This is a genomic window from Bradyrhizobium sp. WSM2254 (assembly GCF_000472645.1).
GTDB lineage: Bacteria > Pseudomonadota > Alphaproteobacteria > Rhizobiales > Xanthobacteraceae > Bradyrhizobium > Bradyrhizobium niftali.
In genome coordinates this window covers 15,801-32,014 of the sequence record NZ_AXAB01000049.1, presented here as the reverse complement: position 1 = coordinate 32,014, position 16,214 = coordinate 15,801, and the positions used below count along the sequence as shown (strand labels likewise).

The 16,214-nt window shown below is 64.0% G+C and carries 13 protein-coding genes and 2 tRNA genes; 11 read left to right on the top strand and 4 right to left on the bottom strand.

All coding sequences use genetic code 11. From position 1 onward, the window contains the following. Positions 1–11: 11 nt before the first annotated feature. Together glnA and A3M7_RS0130715 are read right to left on the bottom strand one after the other, a co-directional pair. Positions 12–1,421, bottom strand: coding sequence for a type I glutamate--ammonia ligase (gene glnA / locus A3M7_RS0130720; protein WP_011087712.1), 1,410 nt, complete (start codon positions 1,419–1,421; stop codon positions 12–14). A gap of 153 nt (positions 1,422–1,574) precedes the next feature. Continuing rightward, positions 1,575–1,913 carry a P-II family nitrogen regulator gene (locus A3M7_RS0130715; RefSeq protein ID WP_007603495.1) on the bottom strand — a complete coding sequence of 113 codons (339 nt, stop codon included), beginning with the start codon at positions 1,911–1,913 and terminating at the stop codon, positions 1,575–1,577. 379 nt (positions 1,914–2,292) lie between these two features. On the opposite strand from A3M7_RS0130715, the gene A3M7_RS0130710 reads away from it, so the two are divergent. Then, the gene (locus A3M7_RS0130710) at positions 2,293–3,792 is read left to right on the top strand and encodes a bifunctional ADP-dependent NAD(P)H-hydrate dehydratase/NAD(P)H-hydrate epimerase (protein WP_027547363.1); all 1,500 of its coding nucleotides are present in this window, start codon (positions 2,293–2,295) and stop codon (positions 3,790–3,792) included. After that, positions 3,792–4,229: a GNAT family N-acetyltransferase gene (locus tag A3M7_RS0130705; RefSeq protein ID WP_027547362.1), complete on the top strand. Its 438-nt coding sequence runs from the start codon at positions 3,792–3,794 to the stop codon at positions 4,227–4,229. The genes A3M7_RS0130710 and A3M7_RS0130705 overlap by 1 nt, the downstream gene beginning before the upstream one ends. A gap of 1 nt (position 4,230) precedes the next feature. Here A3M7_RS0130705 and A3M7_RS0130700 read toward each other — a convergent pair whose 3' ends face one another. Beyond that, positions 4,231–5,547, bottom strand: coding sequence for a multicopper oxidase family protein (locus A3M7_RS0130700; RefSeq protein ID WP_027547361.1), 1,317 nt, complete (start codon positions 5,545–5,547; stop codon positions 4,231–4,233). Between the two features lie 154 nt (positions 5,548–5,701). Here A3M7_RS0130700 and A3M7_RS0130695 point away from each other — a divergent pair. The 9 genes from A3M7_RS0130695 to A3M7_RS0130655 all read left to right on the top strand — a co-directional run bounded on the left by A3M7_RS0130695 (position 5,702) and on the right by A3M7_RS0130655 (position 14,997). Further along, a tRNA-Leu gene (locus A3M7_RS0130695) sits at positions 5,702–5,786 on the top strand. A gap of 177 nt (positions 5,787–5,963) precedes the next feature. Next, a complete protein-coding gene (tig, locus tag A3M7_RS0130690; RefSeq protein WP_027547360.1) occupies positions 5,964–7,325 on the top strand; it encodes a trigger factor in 1,362 nt (453 codons plus the stop codon). Positions 7,326–7,614: 289 nt separating this feature from the next. Then, positions 7,615–8,250: an ATP-dependent Clp protease proteolytic subunit gene (locus A3M7_RS0130685; RefSeq protein ID WP_011087708.1), complete on the top strand. Its 636-nt coding sequence runs from the start codon at positions 7,615–7,617 to the stop codon at positions 8,248–8,250. 448 nt (positions 8,251–8,698) lie between these two features. Further along, complete coding sequence (gene clpX / locus A3M7_RS0130680) at positions 8,699–9,970, top strand: ATP-dependent Clp protease ATP-binding subunit ClpX (protein WP_008547851.1); 1,272 nt, start codon at positions 8,699–8,701, stop codon at positions 9,968–9,970. Positions 9,971–10,294: 324 nt separating this feature from the next. Further along, positions 10,295–12,718 (top strand): endopeptidase La, encoded by a 2,424-nt coding sequence (gene lon / locus A3M7_RS0130675; RefSeq protein ID WP_027547359.1) that lies wholly within the window; start codon positions 10,295–10,297, stop codon positions 12,716–12,718. A gap of 70 nt (positions 12,719–12,788) precedes the next feature. Continuing rightward, positions 12,789–13,193 carry a GFA family protein gene (locus A3M7_RS0130670; protein ID WP_027547358.1) on the top strand — a complete coding sequence of 135 codons (405 nt, stop codon included), beginning with the start codon at positions 12,789–12,791 and terminating at the stop codon, positions 13,191–13,193. 49 nt (positions 13,194–13,242) lie between these two features. Beyond that, positions 13,243–13,319 (top strand) — tRNA-Val (locus tag A3M7_RS0130665). 161 nt (positions 13,320–13,480) lie between these two features. Continuing rightward, entirely contained in the window at positions 13,481–14,047 is a 567-nt protein-coding gene (locus A3M7_RS0130660; protein ID WP_156937019.1) for a hypothetical protein, read from the top strand. 89 nt (positions 14,048–14,136) lie between these two features. Further along, positions 14,137–14,997 (top strand): class I SAM-dependent methyltransferase, encoded by an 861-nt coding sequence (locus A3M7_RS0130655; RefSeq protein WP_027547356.1) that lies wholly within the window; start codon positions 14,137–14,139, stop codon positions 14,995–14,997. 225 nt (positions 14,998–15,222) lie between these two features. On the opposite strand, the gene A3M7_RS0130650 is transcribed toward A3M7_RS0130655, so the two are convergent. Further along, a complete protein-coding gene (locus A3M7_RS0130650) occupies positions 15,223–16,212 on the bottom strand; it encodes a cation diffusion facilitator family transporter (protein ID WP_027547355.1) in 990 nt (329 codons plus the stop codon). Positions 16,213–16,214: the final 2 nt, after the last annotated feature.

Genomic DNA, 16,214 nt, shown 5'->3' with positions numbered 1-16,214 from the left:
GTTCGGGCCGCTTAGCCCGAATAGTACATGTCGAACTCGACCGGGTGCGGGGTCATTTCGAAGCGCTCGACTTCGGTCATCTTCAGCTCGATGTAGCTGTCGATGAAGTCGTCGTCGAACACGCCGCCGGCCTTGAGGAAGGCGCGGTCCTTGTCGAGGTTCTCGAGCGCCTCGCGCAGTGAGCCGCACACCGTCGGGATCTGCTTCAGCTCTTCCTTCGGCAGATCGTAGAGATCCTTGTCCATCGCCGGACCCGGATCGATCTTGTTCTTGATGCCGTCGAGGCCGGCCATCAGCATCGCGGCGAAGCCGAGATAGGGATTGGCGAGCGGATCGGGGAAGCGCACCTCGACACGCTTGGCCTTCGGCGAAGCGGTGTAGGGGATGCGGCAGGAGGCCGAACGGTTGCGCGCGGAGTAGGCGAGCAGCACGGGAGCCTCATAGCCCGGGACCAGACGCTTGTAGGAGTTGGTCGACGGGTTGGTGAAGGCGTTGATCGCCTTGGCGTGCTTGATGATGCCGCCGATGTAGTGGAGGCAGGTCTCCGACAGGTCGGCGTATTTGTTGCCGGCGAACACCGGCTTGCCGTCCTTCCAGATCGACTGGTGCACGTGCATGCCCGAGCCGTTGTCGCCATAGACCGGCTTCGGCATGAAGGTGGCGGTCTTGCCGTAGATGTGGGCGACCTGGTGGATGCAGTATTTGTAGATCTGCAGATGGTCGGCCATCAGCGTCAGCGTGTCGAACTTCATGCCGAGCTCGTGCTGGGCGGAAGCGACCTCGTGGTGATGCTTCTCGACCTTGACGCCCATCTTGGCCATGGCGCCGAGCATTTCCGAGCGCATGTCCTGCACGGAATCCTGCGGCGGCACCGGGAAGTAGCCGCCCTTGGTGCGGACGCGGTGGCCGAGATTGCCACCTTCATATTCGGTGTCGGTGTTGGTCGGCAGCTCCGAGGAGTCGAGGCGGAAGCCGGTGTTGTAGGGGCTGGAGGAGAAGCGCACGTCGTCGAACACGAAGAACTCGGCTTCGGGACCGACGAAGACGGTGTCGCCCACGCCCATCGACTTCACCATCGCCTCGGCCTTCTTGGCGATGCCGCGGGGGTCGCGGTTGTAGGGCTCGCCCGTGGTCGGCTCGAGCACGTCGCAGGTGATGACCATGGTGGTCTCTGCGAAGAACGGATCGATCGTCGCGGTCACCGGATCCGGCATCAGGCACATGTCGGACTCGTTGATCGCCTTCCAGCCGGCGATCGAGGAGCCGTCGAACATCGTCCCTTCGGCAAATATGTCTTCATCGATCATGCTGACGTCGAACGTCACATGCTGCCACTTGCCGCGCGGATCGGTGAAGCGCAGGTCGACGTACTTGACGTCGTTGTCCTTGATCGATTTCAGGACGTCTTTGGCGGTCTTCATGCATACCCCTTTTGGCTCTGCGGGTCGGTTTCCAGATGAGCAGGATTATTCTCGCTTTTGGCGAGTTCGCGCGCGACCGCACAAACGAATTCAGGCCGCCGAAGCAGCCTTATTTCTTGTCAGAGTGTCGCAAAATGCGGGATAGCACCCGGCTCAGATAGCGTCCAGCCCGGATTCGCCGGTTCGGATGCGGATCGCCTCTTCGATGTTGGAGACGAAAATCTTGCCGTCACCGATGCGACCGGTCTGCGCGGCGCGGCGGATCGCGTCGATGGCGCGCTCGACCAGATCGTCGCCGATCACGATCTCGATCTTCACCTTCGGCAGGAAGTCGACGATGTATTCTGCGCCGCGGTAGAGTTCGGCGTGGCCCTTCTGCCGGCCAAAGCCCTTGGCTTCGGTGACAGTGATGCCCTGAAGGCCGACTTCCTGAAGCGCTTCCTTCACCTCGTCGAGCTTGAACGGCTTGATGATGGCTTCGATTTTCTTCACTGCGCGCCTCCCGGCATTTCGATCAAATAGCAACGTCTCGTCAGGATGCGCTTTTCTCACGCACGATCTTGTCCTCGCTATGCCGGGATCCCTGACCAGTCCGGCACCAACGGCCGGTCACACCCTGATAGACGTCAGTGAGCACGACGAACCGAAGCGGCTTCCTCGAAAGCAGGGTCTATGCCAAGTTGCAAATGCCCTGATTATTGGAGCGTTATCAGCCTTTTAACGAGCATCTCTGATAGGTGGAGCCGACCGGCCCAAAATACCGAAGACTACGAAATAGGCAAACGGTTCAATCTATGTGCAAATCGACGTTCCGCCGGTCGGATCGGCACGGAAGATGCCTGCTGAAGAGGCGTTTGTACAGGGAAGTGGCATGGAAGTTCTGACCAACGCCGAAATGCAGCGCGCCGACCAGCTCTCGATCGCGGCCGGCACGCCCGGCTTCAAGCTGATGCTGAGCGCGGGCCAGGCGGTCGCTGAGGCCGCCCATGCGCTGGTGGAGGAGGGGCCGATCCTGATCGTGGCCGGCCCCGGCAACAATGGCGGCGACGGTTTTGTCGCAGCCGCCGAGCTCGCCGCCCAGGGCCGCGAGGTCTCGGTGATCCTGATGTGCGAGCGCGACCAGCTCCAGGGCGATGCGGCCTCCGCCGCGCGCGGCTGGAAACACCCGGTGCTCCCGTTCAATCCACAGGCGATCGGAAAGCCGGCGCTGATCATCGATGCGCTGTTCGGTGCGGGCCTCAGCCGCACCGTCGACGGCGAGGCGCGCGCGATGATCGAGGCGATCAACGCCAACGGTGCCTTGGTGCTTGCGGTCGATCTGCCGAGCGGCATCAACGGCACCAGCGCCGCCGTGCTGGGCGCTGCAGTCAACGCCACCGAGACCGTCACCTTCTTCCGCAAGAAGGCGGCGCACCTGCTGCTGCCGGGGCGGATGCATTGCGGTCGCGTGCGCGTTGCCGACATCGGTATCGATGCACAGGTGCTGGACGAGATCAGGCCGCAGACCTTCGAGAACGATCCGGATTTCTGGGGCGCGGCCTTTCCGGTGCCGCGGATCGACGGCCACAAATATGCGCGAGGGCATGTGCTGGCGGTCTCGGGCGACGCAGCCGCGACCGGTGCGGCGCGGCTCGCCGCGCGCGGCGCGTTGCGGGCCGGTGCCGGCTTGGTGACGCTGGCGAGCCCGCGCGATGCGCTCGCGATCAATGCGGCGGCGCTGACTGCGGTGATGGTTCGCCCCGTCGACACCGCGATCGAGTTTGGCGAGCTGCTCGGCGACAAGCGCTACAACACCTGCATCATTGGCCCCGGCACGGGCGTCGGCGATCGCACCTGCGATTTCGTCCACACGGCGCTTACCGCGCAACGACACCTGGTGCTGGACGCGGATGCGCTGACGAGCTTTGCCGCGAATCCCGAGCGCCTGTTTGAATCGATCAAGTCCTCGCAGGACAGTGCGGTGGTGCTGACGCCGCACGAGGGTGAATTCCCGCGCCTGTTCTCCGATCTCAGCAACAAGCATCCCGGCCGCTCCAAGCTCGAGCGCGTCCGCGCCGCCGCCGAACGTTCCGGCGCCGTGGTGCTGCTGAAGGGGCCGGATACCACCATCGCCGCGCCCGACGGCCGTGCCACCATCGCCGCCAACGCGCCGCCCTGGCTGGCCACAGCGGGCGCCGGCGACGTGCTCTCCGGCGTCATCGCAGGGCTTTTGGCGCAGGGTGTGCCGGCCTTCGAAGCCGCCAGCATCGGCGTGTGGATGCATGGCGAGGCGGCAAGCGAGGCGGGGCCGGGGCTGATCGCGGAAGATCTCACCGAGACGCTGCCGGCCGTGCACCGGCGGATCTATAATGCGCTGGGGATCGAGTACTAGTGCTGAGGCAGCTCGCGCTGACCGACATGGGCGCGGCCGCGCAGGTCCATCGGATCGCGTTTGACCAGGCGATGCCCCGGCTCGTCGGGCTGCACACGCCGGAGGAGGATCGCTGGTTCTATCGCGAGCATATTTTCAAAACGTGCCGCGTGTGGGGCCGCTTCGACCAGGACGCACTCAGCGGGCTCATTGCCTTCCGCGATGGCTGGGTCGAGCAGCTCTATGTCCTTCCCGCTGCCCAGGGCCGCGGTGTTGGCACCGAGCTCCTCGATGTGGCCAAGCGTGCCTGCGAACGGCTGGAGCTCTGGACCTTCCAGTGCAACGAATGCGCGCGACGCTTCTACGAGGCCCGTGGATTCGCGTTGGTCGAGCAGACGGACGGGGCGCGGAACGAGGAGAAGGAGCCCGACGCCCGCTACGTCTGGGCGCGCGCATAGCTCACTCCACCGCGTACCAGCGCACCAGCCGCGGCGCGGCCCAGTCGGTCACGACGGATTCGATCAGCCAGCGTCCGGGTGAGGTCGCCGCGAACGCGATCCGCTGGGTCTGGCCGGGCTCGACCGCGAGCGTGTCGAGCCAGTAGGGCTTCCAGCCATCGTCGAGGCGGTCGAGCAGGCGGAAGTGGTGGCCGTGCAGATGGAAGACGGCGGTGAGGGGCGCGGGGTTCTTGAGGGCCAGCACGACGGTGCGGCCGGTCCTGGCGCGGAAGGCGGGCGCCGAGGCGGCCGAGAAATTCGCAGGCCGCGCCCAGCCAGTATCGGCTGCACCGAGCGCGACATCGAACCGCAGGGCGCCTCTGAGATCGAGCTGGTCGGGCAGGGCATTCGCAGGGAGCGGCTGTGGCGGCGACAGCGGCGCGCGCCGCTCCATCGTGCCGGAGATCGTGAGGTTTCCGATCGGGCGGGCCTCCTTGCCGTCATGCAGCTGAAAGGGGGCCGATGTGGCTGCATCAACAAAGGCGTCGGCACGCGCGCCGGGAGCCAGCACCAGGGCGCCATTGCGCGCCGGGAACGGTTCGGCCGGCTGTCCGTCCAGAGCCATCACGCGGACGTCGTGACTTTCCAATTTGATTGCCAGAACAGTGCGTTGGGAGCCATTGATAAAGCGCAACCGCAGCCGCTCATTGGCCGCGGCTGAGAGTTCGCATGAAGTCTGCCCGTTGATCGTATAGAGCGGGGTCGTGTCCTTCGGGTCACGGCCCGGGGGCAGCGCTGTCCCGTCCGGCCGCAGGCGCCATTCCTCGATCAGCAGAACCTCGTCACGATCGACGGCGATGCGGCTCGTCTCCTCCGCGATGATCGGAAGTGGGCGCGCCGGTTGCTTCAGGCCGTCCTCGAAGAGACGAAAGTCGGTCAGCAGGGTACCGGCGTTTGGTATTGAAATAATTGAAGTTTCAGTCGCATCCGGCGCGGTCGGCGCGCGCCCCCGCAGCGGGTCGGCCGCAGCCGGGCCGTTGATGCCGTACCAGACTGGCGCAAGTGGCACAGGCAGGTCGTTACGGAACACCACCTCGCAGCGGTCGCCACGCTTGAGATGGACGCTCCTGGTATGGCTTACGGCGGCCAGCTCCCAGACGGGTGTAGGCGGCTGACCCGGCCTCAAGGCCAAGGTCGCCAGGCGGGCCTGGAGGGCGAGCTGGGCAGTCACGGGTGGGGCTGCGCCACCGGCCATCAACCCGGCCGCCGAGGCTCCGAGGCCGCCAAGAAGGCCGGCCAAAACCTCACGCCGATTGGGGTCAATGATCCGCGGTTTCATGGCCCGATCCGGACCACGCCGCGCTGGATAAGTCCAGCCATCGTGCCTACTTGAAGCCTGCCGCCATCAGGCCATTTTTTTGCTGCGAACAGTCAGGCGCATGCTATAAGCCCGGCCGCCCGCGGCATCGCGGCCGGTCTTGATGCAAATTCACGCGGGCGTGGCGGAACTGGTAGACGCGCTGGATTTAGGTTCCAGTGACGAAAGTTGTGGGGGTTCGAGTCCCTCCGCCCGCACCAAGCGCTTTCAGCGTTTGCACGGATTACCGAAGGGCCTCGCTTCGTGCGGATGTTTTCCGTCGGGAGCAGGGCTCTGATGAACCACCGGCATTGAGGCGTTTGCCTCGCGCCGGATCGATTAATGACAGCGTCCCGACGCATGCGTGCCGGGACCGAACGAGAAGAAGATTGGACGCCATGCAGGTCACAGAAACCCTCTCGGAAGGTTTGAAGCACGAGTTCAAGATCAGCGTTCCCGCGTCTGATCTCGACGCCAAGGCCGGCGCCAAGCTCGTCGACCTCAAGGACAAGGTTCGCATCAACGGCTTCCGTCCCGGCAAGGTGCCGGTCACCCATCTCAAGAAGGTCTATGGCCGCTCGGTGATGGCCGAGACCATCGACCAGACCATCCGCGACACCAACACGCAGCTGTTCTCCGAGCGCGGCTTCCGCCTCGCGACCGAGCCGAAGATCACGATGCCGAGCGAGCAGGCCGAGGTCGAGGAGCTGCTGAGCGGCAAGACCGATCTGACCTACACGGTCGCGATCGAGGTGGTGCCGTCGATCGCGCTCGCCGACTTCAAGACGTTCCAGGTCGAGAAGCCCGTGGCTGACGTTACCGACTCCGACGTCGACGAGGCGATCAAGCGCATCGCCGACAGCAACCGCGGCTATACCGCGAAGGCCGAGGGCGCCAAGGCCGAGTCCGGCGACCGCGTCACCGTCAGCTTCAAGGGCACCATCAACGGCGAAGCCTTCGAGGGCGGCACCGGCGAGGGTATCCAGGTCGTGATCGGCTCCAACACCTTCATCCCCGGCTTCGAGGAGCAGCTCACCGGCATCGGCGCGGGCGAGACGCGCACGCTGAAGGTGTCGTTCCCCAAGAACTACATGAACGACAAGCTCGCCGGCCAGCCGGCCGAGTTCGAGACCACCGCAACCTCGATCGAAGCGCCGCAGGACATTGCGATCGACGACGAGTTCGCCAAGACGCTCGGCCTCGAATCGCTGGACAAGCTGAAGGAAGCCGCGCGCGAGCGTCTGGTTGCCGAGTTCGCGGGTGCGACGCGCCAGCGCGTCAAGCGTGCGCTGCTCGACCGTCTCGACGAGGCGCATCGCTTCGAGGCGCCGCCCTCGCTCGTCGACGAGGAGTTCAATCTGATGTGGAACTCGGTCAAGGCCGAGATGGACTCGGCCGGCAAGACCTTTGCCGACGAGGACACCACTGAAGACAAGGCGAAGGAAGAGTACCGCAAGATCGCCGACCGCCGGGTGCGGCTCGGCCTCGTGCTCTCCGAGATCGGCGAGAAGAACAAGATCACCGTGACCGACGACGAGGTCGGCCGCGCCGTGATCGAGCGCGCTCGTTCGATGCCCGGCCGTGAGAAGGAAGTCTGGGACTATTACCGCAGCAACGCCCAGGCGCTGGCCCAGCTCCGTGCACCGATCTACGAGGACAAGGTCGTCGACTTCATCCTCGAGCTCGCCAACGTGACCGAGAAGAAGGTCTCGCGCGAGGACCTCTACAAGGACGACGAGGCGGAAAAGACCGCGGCCTGAAGGCTTTGAGACAGTCTTCTATTAAGGATGATCAGCGGAAGGGCCCGGCTAGCCATGTGGCTGGCTGGGCCTTTTTGCGAGAATCAGCTTCAAGTGCCCGGCGGATTAAGCCTTAATTCGCTCCGCACTTGTCTGGCGCGAATTGGGCTATATCTGTCGGTACACACTGTACCCAAATTACTACGCTACCAACTTCCTGCATCACGGGCGTCCATCGGCCTTCCGGCAAATCCAGCCAAACTGGCAGCCAAGAGTGGCGATGTCCGCCTCCGAAAACCCTAGGTGACTCATGCGCGATCCGGTTGAAACCTACATGAACCTCGTGCCCATGGTGGTCGAGCAGACCAACCGTGGCGAGCGCGCCTACGACATTTTCTCGCGCCTGCTGAAAGAGCGCATCATTTTCCTGACCGGTCCGGTCGAGGACGGCATGTCGACGCTGGTTGTCGCGCAGCTGCTGTTCCTTGAAGCGGAAAATCCGAAGAAGGAAATCTCGATGTACATCAACTCGCCGGGCGGCGTGGTGACGTCGGGCCTTGCGATCTACGACACCATGCAGTTCATCCGCCCGCCGGTCTCGACGCTGTGCACGGGGCAGGCGGCTTCGATGGGCTCGCTGCTGCTCGCCGCCGGCGAGAAGGACATGCGCTTCTCGCTGCCGAACGCGCGCATCATGGTGCACCAGCCGTCTGGCGGCTTCCAGGGTCAGGCCACCGACATCATGCTGCACGCGCAGGAAATCCTGAACCTGAAGAAGCGGCTCAACGAGATCTACGTGAAGCACACCGGCCAGACCTACAAGACGATCGAGGATGCGCTGGAACGCGACAAGTTCCTGACCGCCAACGACGCCAAGGAGTTCGGCCTGGTCGACAGGGTCATCGACAAGCGCGCCGAAGAGCCGGCAGCAGCGAAGACCCAGTAGCACTACTGGTCGGCAACGGCGATCCCTCGGGGTCGCCGGGGACCTCCAGGGGAGCGTTCACGTTTAGAACTCGTGTGCGCATCGCAAAACGCCGTTTTGTGCCCTGCGACAGGCTGAAAGTTCCGCTTTCGTGCTTGTTTTTCGTGGCAATCCAGCAACGCCGGGGTGATTTCGATCACTTCGCCCGTGCCAAGACCTGAAATCACGGTATTGTCACGGGTAGCCGGCGAGCCCCGATTAGCGAATTCTTGATAGTCGGGTGACAGCATGGTTGGCTACGAATGATCCGCTATGATCGCGGAAGAATCGAGTGACCGCGATTCGCACGGGATGTAACGCGTAGGGTCTTTTTTGGTACGGAATTTGCTCTATTTGAGCTTCATACCGACCGGTGTGTCGGGATGGAGCGATCGAGCGGAACGGGATCGAACCGCGGACGGAGACATGAATGAGTAAGGTCGGCACGAGCGACTCCAAGAACACGCTATATTGCTCGTTCTGCGGCAAGAGCCAGCACGAAGTCCGCAAACTGATCGCGGGTCCCACGGTCTTCATTTGCGACGAGTGCGTCGAGCTTTGCATGGACATCATCCGCGAGGAGAACAAGTCCTCGCTGGTCAAGTCGCGCGACGGCATTCCGACGCCGAAGGAAATCTGCAAGGTGCTGGACGATTACGTGATCGGCCAGAGCCATGCGAAGAAGGTCCTGTCGGTCGCGGTGCACAACCACTACAAGCGCCTCAACCACCAGACCAAGCACAACGACGTCGAGCTCGCGAAGTCGAACATCCTGCTGATCGGTCCGACCGGTTCGGGCAAGACGCTGCTCGCGCAGACGCTCGCCCGCATTCTGGACGTGCCGTTCACGATGGCGGACGCGACGACGCTGACCGAAGCCGGCTATGTCGGTGAGGACGTCGAGAACATCATCCTGAAGCTGCTCCAGGCCGCCGACTACAATGTCGAGCGCGCCCAGCGCGGCATCGTCTACATCGACGAAATCGACAAGATTAGCCGCAAGTCCGACAATCCCTCGATCACGCGCGACGTGTCGGGTGAGGGCGTGCAGCAGGCGCTGCTCAAGATCATGGAAGGCACGGTGGCTTCGGTCCCGCCGCAGGGCGGCCGGAAGCATCCGCAGCAGGAATTCCTGCAGGTGGATACCACCAACATCCTGTTCATCTGCGGCGGCGCCTTCGCGGGCCTCGAGAAGATCATCTCGGCGCGCGGTCGGTCGACCTCGATCGGCTTTGGCGCCCAGGTGCTCGCGCCGGAGGACCGCCGTACCGGCGAGATCTTCCGTCACGTCGAGCCTGAGGATCTGCTGAAGTACGGCCTCATCCCCGAGTTCGTCGGCCGTCTGCCTGTCGTGGCGACGCTCGAGGATCTGGACGAGACCTCGCTGAAGAAGATCCTGACCGAGCCGAAGAACGCGCTGGTGAAGCAGTATCAGCGCCTGTTCGAGATGGAGAACATCGAGCTGACCTTCGCCGACGAGGCGCTTGGCGCGGTCGCCCGCAAGGCGATCGAGCGCAAGACCGGCGCGCGAGGCCTGCGTTCGATCCTCGAGGCGATCCTGCTCGAGACCATGTTCGACCTGCCGGGTCTGGAAGGTGTGGAAGAAGTTGTGATTTCGCGCGAAGTCGTGGAAGGCACGGCCCGTCCGCTCTACATCTACGCCGATCGATCCGATCGTGCCGTCGAGAACGCCAGCGCCTGATTTGCGGCGCTGGAACGCTCCAATCGTCCTGAGAGGTGACGGCTGCGGAATGCATCTCCGCAGCCGAGTTTGCGTCGCTTACCCGTGTGCGTAAGCGCCTGATGGCGCGCGTTTTTCAATGACTTGACACCCCCCGGGTCGATAGCCACCTAATGTCGGCGGCGAGCGTGAATTCTCTTCAAGATTCGCCTCAGTTCCGATCCGGCAAGCCCGGTCCGCCCTTCGAATGGTAGACCGGTTTTGTGGATCACCTCGGCACCTTGTGGCGGTTGCGCATGAGCATGGCGGGCTGCGTGCAAGGGGGCAAAGCAAAAGGAAAAGGCCATGACTAATCCAAAACCCCGGCCAACCATCGTCCATGGCGAGACGCACGCTTATCCCGTGCTTCCCTTGCGCGACATCGTCGTCTTCCCGCACATGATCGTGCCGCTCTTCGTCGGCCGCGAGAAGTCGATCCGCGCGCTCGAAGAGGTGATGAAGAACGACGCGCTGATCATGCTCGCAACGCAGAAGAACGCGTCCGACGATGATCCGGCGCCCGATGCGATTTACGAGACCGGTACGCTTGCCAGCGTGCTCCAGCTCTTGAAGCTTCCCGACGGCACCGTGAAGGTGCTGGTCGAAGGGCTCGAGCGTGCGCGCGTGCAGAAATACACCGATCGCGCCGACTACTATGAAGCGACCGCCATTGCGCTGGCCGACACCGATGCGAAGTCGGTCGAGGCGGAGGCGCTGGCGCGCTCGGTCGTGTCCGACTTCGAGAGCTATGTGAAGCTCAACAAGAAGATCTCGGCCGAGGTCGTCGGCGTCGTGCAGGCGATCACCGATTTCGCCAAGCTCGCCGACACCGTCGCCTCCCATCTCGCCGTCAAGATCGCGGATCGCCAGGGCATCCTGGAGACGCTGTCGGTCACCACGCGCCTCGAGAAGGTGCTGGGCCTGATGGAGAGCGAGATCTCGGTGCTCCAGGTCGAGAAGCGCATCCGCTCGCGCGTCAAGCGCCAGATGGAGAAGACCCAGCGCGAGTATTATCTCAACGAGCAGATGAAGGCGATCCAGAAGGAACTCGGCGACGACGACGGTCGCGACGAGCTCGCCGATCTCGAAGAGAAGATCTCCAAGACCAAGCTCTCCAAGGAAGCGCGCGAGAAGGCGCAGCACGAATTGAAGAAGCTGCGCCAGATGTCGCCGATGTCCGCGGAAGCGACCGTCGTGCGCAACTATCTGGATTGGCTGCTGTCGATCCCGTGGAACAAGAAGTCCAAGGTCAAGAAGGACCTGGAATCGGCGCAGGCCATCCTGGACTCCGATCACTACGGTCTGGAGAAGGTCAAGGAACGCATCGTCGAGTATCTCGCGGTGCAGTCGCGCGCCAACAAGCTGACGGGACCGATCCTGTGCCTCGTCGGACCTCCCGGCGTCGGCAAGACCTCGCTCGGCAAGTCGATCGCGAAGGCGACCGGGCGCGAGTTCGTGCGCGTCTCGCTCGGCGGCGTGCGCGACGAGGCCGAGATCCGCGGTCACCGCCGCACCTATATCGGCTCCATGCCCGGCAAGATCATCCAGTCGATGCGGAAAGCCAAGTCGTCCAATCCGCTGTTCCTGCTGGACGAAATCGACAAGATGGGCGCCGACTTCCGCGGCGATCCGTCCTCGGCTTTGCTCGAGGTCCTCGACCCCGAGCAGAACGGGACCTTCAACGACCACTATCTCGAGGTCGACTACGATCTGTCCAACGTGATGTTCATCACAACCGCGAATACGCTCAATATTCCCGGCCCGCTGATGGACCGCATGGAGATCATCCGGATCGCGGGCTACACCGAGAACGAGAAGGTCGAGATCGCGCGCAAGCATCTGATCCCGAACGCGGTGTCCAAGCACGGCCTGGACTCCAAGGAGTTCTCGATCGACGACGACGCGCTGCTGCTGCTGATCCGTCGCTACACCCGCGAAGCGGGCGTGCGTAACCTGGAGCGTGAGCTCTCCACACTCGCCCGCAAGGCGGTGAAGGAGCTGATGATCTCCAAGAAGAAGTCGGTCAAGGTCACCGAGAAGTCTCTCGAAGAGCTGCTGGGTGTGCCGAAGTACCGCTTCGGCGAGATCGAGAGCGAGCCGCAGGTCGGCATCGTCACCGGCCTTGCCTGGACCGATGTCGGCGGCGAGCTGCTGACGATCGAAGGCGTCATGATGCCCGGCAAGGGCAAGATGACGGTCACGGGCAACCTGCGCGACGTGATGAAGGAATCGATCTCGGCGGCGGCGTCCTACGTCCGCTCGCGCGCGATCGTCTACGGCATCGAGCCGCCGCTGTTCGACCGGCGCGACATCCACGTGCACGTGCCGGAAGGCGCGACGCCGAAGGACGGTCCGTCGGCGGGCGTGGCGATGGCCACCGCGATCATCTCGGTGATGACCGGAATCCCGGTCCGCCACGACGTCGCGATGACCGGCGAGATCACGCTGCGCGGCCGCGTGCTGCCGATCGGCGGTCTGAAGGAGAAGCTGCTGGCTGCTGCCCGCGGCGGCATCAAGACGGTGCTGATCCCGGAGGACAACGCTAAGGATCTCACGGAGATTTCCGATGCGATCAAGGGCGGCATGGAGATCATCCCGGTCTCGCGGCTGGATGACGTCGTCGCCAAGGCCCTGGTGAAGAAGCCGGTGCCGATCGTCTGGGAAGAGGACACCAAGGTGACGGTGAAGCCGGACGGCGACGAAGCCGCCGGCGGCCTGACCGCTCACTGATCTCCAGCGAAAGATGATAAAACGGCGCCTTCGGGCGCCGTTTTTGTTTTGAGGCAAGGGAACGATGGCGATGCAGATCGACGGGCAATGCCATTGCGGGCAGATCACCTTTGAAGCCGAGATCGACCCCGAGGCGGTCTCGATCTGCCATTGCCGGGACTGCCAGACGCTGACGGGATCGCCGTTCCGGGTCACCGCGATCTGTTCCGCCGGCGACGTCAGGCTCACCGGCGGCACGCCGAAAATCTACGGCAAGCGGGGCGACAACGGCCGGATGCGCTTCCAGCATTTTTGCGCCGATTGCGGTTCCCCGCTGTTCACCAGCGGCGAGGGCGACCAGGCCGATGATTGGGGCATCCGCTGGGGCAGCATCCGCCAGCGCGACGCTCTGAGGCCCAGCCGGCAGATCTGGTGCCAGTCGGCGGCGGTCTGGATCGACGCCGTGCCGGCGCTGCCGGGGAGGCCGGGGGATTGATGTTCCGTACTTGCCCACCGAGGGCGGGTAGGGATAAAGAGGCGGCGAGGGGCGGTTAGCTCAGCTGGTTAGAGCATCTCGTTTACACCGAGAGGGTCCGCGGTTCGAATCCGTGACCGCCCACCAGATACGCTTGCTGATGCGGTCTATCCGGCCATCCGCGTCGGGTTATGTGATCCCTGGTCAAGGGAATGCTTCCAGGAGCGAAGGTGTCGTGATGGCCTACATGATGACGAAGACATCCCGTGGCTAAGGCATATATCTTCGGTGCGGGTGGCCATGCGCGCGTGATCGCCTCGTTCCTCGATGTAGCGCCGGTCTTTGTCGTTCGCAGCCTGGACGGCCAGGCGGCGCTGCCGGGAAGCATGATGTCCGAGGACGAGTATTTCCGTGAGCTCCCGCTCGGGGATGCCTACCTCGGAATAGGAGCCAACGCGGCGCGCGAACTCTGTGCATCGCGCTTGCGGGCAGCCAAGGTGAATATGCCGCCGTGCATCGCTCCGACAGCCTTTGTCGCGAAGGATGCCGAAATCGAGAGCGGCGCCGTGATCGGGGCCGGTGCTGTCATCGGCTCCAGAGCCCTGATCGGGCGCGACACGATCGTCAACACCCTTTCCAGCGTCGACCACGATTGTGCTCTCGGTGCGCTGTCCCAGGTGACGGTCGGCGTGACGTTCGGCGGCGGGGTCAGGGTTGGCGCCAATTGCTTCTTTGGCATGAAGAGCGGCGTCCTTCCGAACAGGATCATCGGCGACAATGTTCAGGTCATGGCTGGCAGCCTGATCAGTACCGATGTCGAGCCGAATGTCATGATGGGCGGAAATCCGGCGCAGCTCGTCAAGCGCATCGCTTGAGGCCCCGCGATCGGCGCGGGCCGCCGGCTTGCGGAATATGCACCATTACGAAGCGTAAACGGCGCGCGAGTGCGTGCGATGAGGTTCCGATGCAACAGCCCAGCGGTGACGCGCAGAACGCCGACCAGATCGCCTATTGGAACGGACCGAGCGGGCAGCGCTGGGCCGACCGCCACGCGGCGCAGGAGCGGCTACTCGGACCGATCGCCGATGTCCTGATCGCACGGGCCAAGCCGAAGCCGGGCGAGCGCGTCATCGACGTCGGCTGCGGCTCCGGTGCGACGACGGTTGCGTTTGCAAAGGAGGTGACGCCGAACGGATTTGCGCTCGGGCTCGACGTCTCCGATCCGATGCTGTCGCAGGCACGTGCGCTGGCGCCGAATGGCCTTCCGCTCGAGTTCGTGTTGGCGGATGCGACGGTCCATCCGTTCGAGCCGGCGAGCTTTGATCTGCTCGCATCGCGGTTCGGCGTCATGTTCTTCGCCGATCCCATCGCGTCCTTCACCAATCTTCGTCGTGCGCTGAAGCCGTCCGGGCGGCTTGCCTTTGCCTGCTGGCGCGAGCCGAAGGAAAATCCCTGGATGATGGCGCCGCTGATGGCGGTCTACAAACACGTGCCGAAGATGCCGCCGGTCGGGCCGGAGGAGCCGGGCCCGTTCGCCTTTGCATCGGAGGAGCGCGTGACGCGCATCCTGAAAGGTGCAGGCTTCGTCGATGTGGCAATGGAGCCGCACAATCTCGCGATGGATGTCGCGATCGGCGGCGGTCTCGATGCGGCCGTCGAGGGCTCGCTCCAGATCGGGCCCGCCAGCCGTGCGCTGCAAGGGCATCCGCCGGAGACGTATGAGGCCGCAAAAGCCTCGATCCGCGAGATGCTGGCGCCGTTTTTGAAGGGACAGTCGGTGGCGCTGCAGGGCGCGATCTGGATCGTGACGGCGAAGGCGGCGTAGGCGCGCTGTTCAAACGCCGCTGTAGCGCAAGCTGCGCGACCACATACTCAGCGTCGTCCCGGCGAAGGCCGGGACCCATAACCACAGGGAGAAGTTGTAGCGCGACGCTGACAACTCCAAGTCTTCGCCAAACTTCTCCCTGTGGTTATGGGTCCCGGATCTGCGCGCGCTTGAGGCGCGCTTGTCCGGGACGACATCGGCAGTTGAAGCTGAGCAAATGCCGCCTCACACCACATCATCCGGCGCCAGCGCACAGCCATTGTCCGGATGCGTCTCGATCTGAAGCGTGGTGTGGCCGATGCGGAAGGACGCCTTCAGCAGTTGCGCCGTCTCCATCAGGAACGCATCGCCGCTACCTGCGGGCATGACGAGGTGGCAGGTCAGGGCCGTCTCGGTGGTCGAGATCGGCCAGACGTGAAGATCGTGGATGGCGGTGACGCCGGGCCGTTCCTGTAGAAAGGCCCTGATGGCGGCAAGGTCGGTGCCCTTGGGGGCGGCCGCCATCGACATGTCGATGGAGCCGCGGAGCAGGCTGGTCGTGCTCCAGAGGATGGTGGCGCAGATGACGAGGCTGGTGACGGGATCGAGCCAGAGCCAGCCGGTCCAGATGATCAGCGCCGCCGAGACCACGACGCCGAGCGAGACGGCGGCGTCGGCGGCCATGTGCAGATAGGCGCCTTCGATGTTGATGTCGTCCTTGCGGCCGCGCGCGAACAGCATGGCGGTGAAGCCGTTGACGAGGATGCCGATGCCGGCGACCACCATCACGGTCACCCCCGCGACCGGCTCCGGCTCGCGCAGGCGCAAAATCGCCTCCCAGCCGATCGCGCCGGTCGCGACCAGCAGGAACACCGCGTTGGCCAGTGCCGCCAGGATGGTCGAGGCACGCAGGCCATAGGTGAAGCGGCCGCGCGGCGCGCGCCGCGCCGCGATCGAGGCGCCCCACGCCACGACCAGGCCGAGGACGTCGGAAAGATTGTGCCCGGCGTCCGCAAGCAGCGCGGTGGAGTTGCCGATATAGCCGTAGACCGCCTCGGCCACGACCAGCGCGACGTTGAGCGAAATGCCGATCGCGAACGCCTTGCCGAAACTGGCGGGGGCATGGACATGCGCGTGGCCAAGACCGTGATCATGGCCGTGGTCGTGACCATGGCCATGATCATGGGCATGGCCGGCATGGTCATGATGATGGCCGTGATGGTCGTGGCTGCCCAAAT

Excerpts from the sequence above, each read along its gene's own strand:
- glnA (WP_011087712.1), bottom strand. The coding sequence starts at position 1,421 with ATGAAGACCGCCAAAGACGTCCTGAAATCGATCAAGGACAACGACGTC.
- A3M7_RS0130710 (WP_027547363.1), top strand. The coding sequence starts at position 2,293 with ATGGAAGTTCTGACCAACGCCGAAATGCAGCGCGCCGACCAGCTCTCG.
- A3M7_RS0130700 (WP_027547361.1), bottom strand. The coding sequence starts at position 5,547 with ATGAAACCGCGGATCATTGACCCCAATCGGCGTGAGGTTTTGGCCGGC.
- tig (WP_027547360.1), top strand. The coding sequence starts at position 5,964 with ATGCAGGTCACAGAAACCCTCTCGGAAGGTTTGAAGCACGAGTTCAAG.
- A3M7_RS0130685 (WP_011087708.1), top strand. The coding sequence starts at position 7,615 with ATGCGCGATCCGGTTGAAACCTACATGAACCTCGTGCCCATGGTGGTC.
- clpX (WP_008547851.1), top strand. The coding sequence starts at position 8,699 with ATGAGTAAGGTCGGCACGAGCGACTCCAAGAACACGCTATATTGCTCG.
- lon (WP_027547359.1), top strand. The coding sequence starts at position 10,295 with ATGACTAATCCAAAACCCCGGCCAACCATCGTCCATGGCGAGACGCAC.
- A3M7_RS0130670 (WP_027547358.1), top strand. The coding sequence starts at position 12,789 with ATGCAGATCGACGGGCAATGCCATTGCGGGCAGATCACCTTTGAAGCC.
- A3M7_RS0130655 (WP_027547356.1), top strand. The coding sequence starts at position 14,137 with ATGCAACAGCCCAGCGGTGACGCGCAGAACGCCGACCAGATCGCCTAT.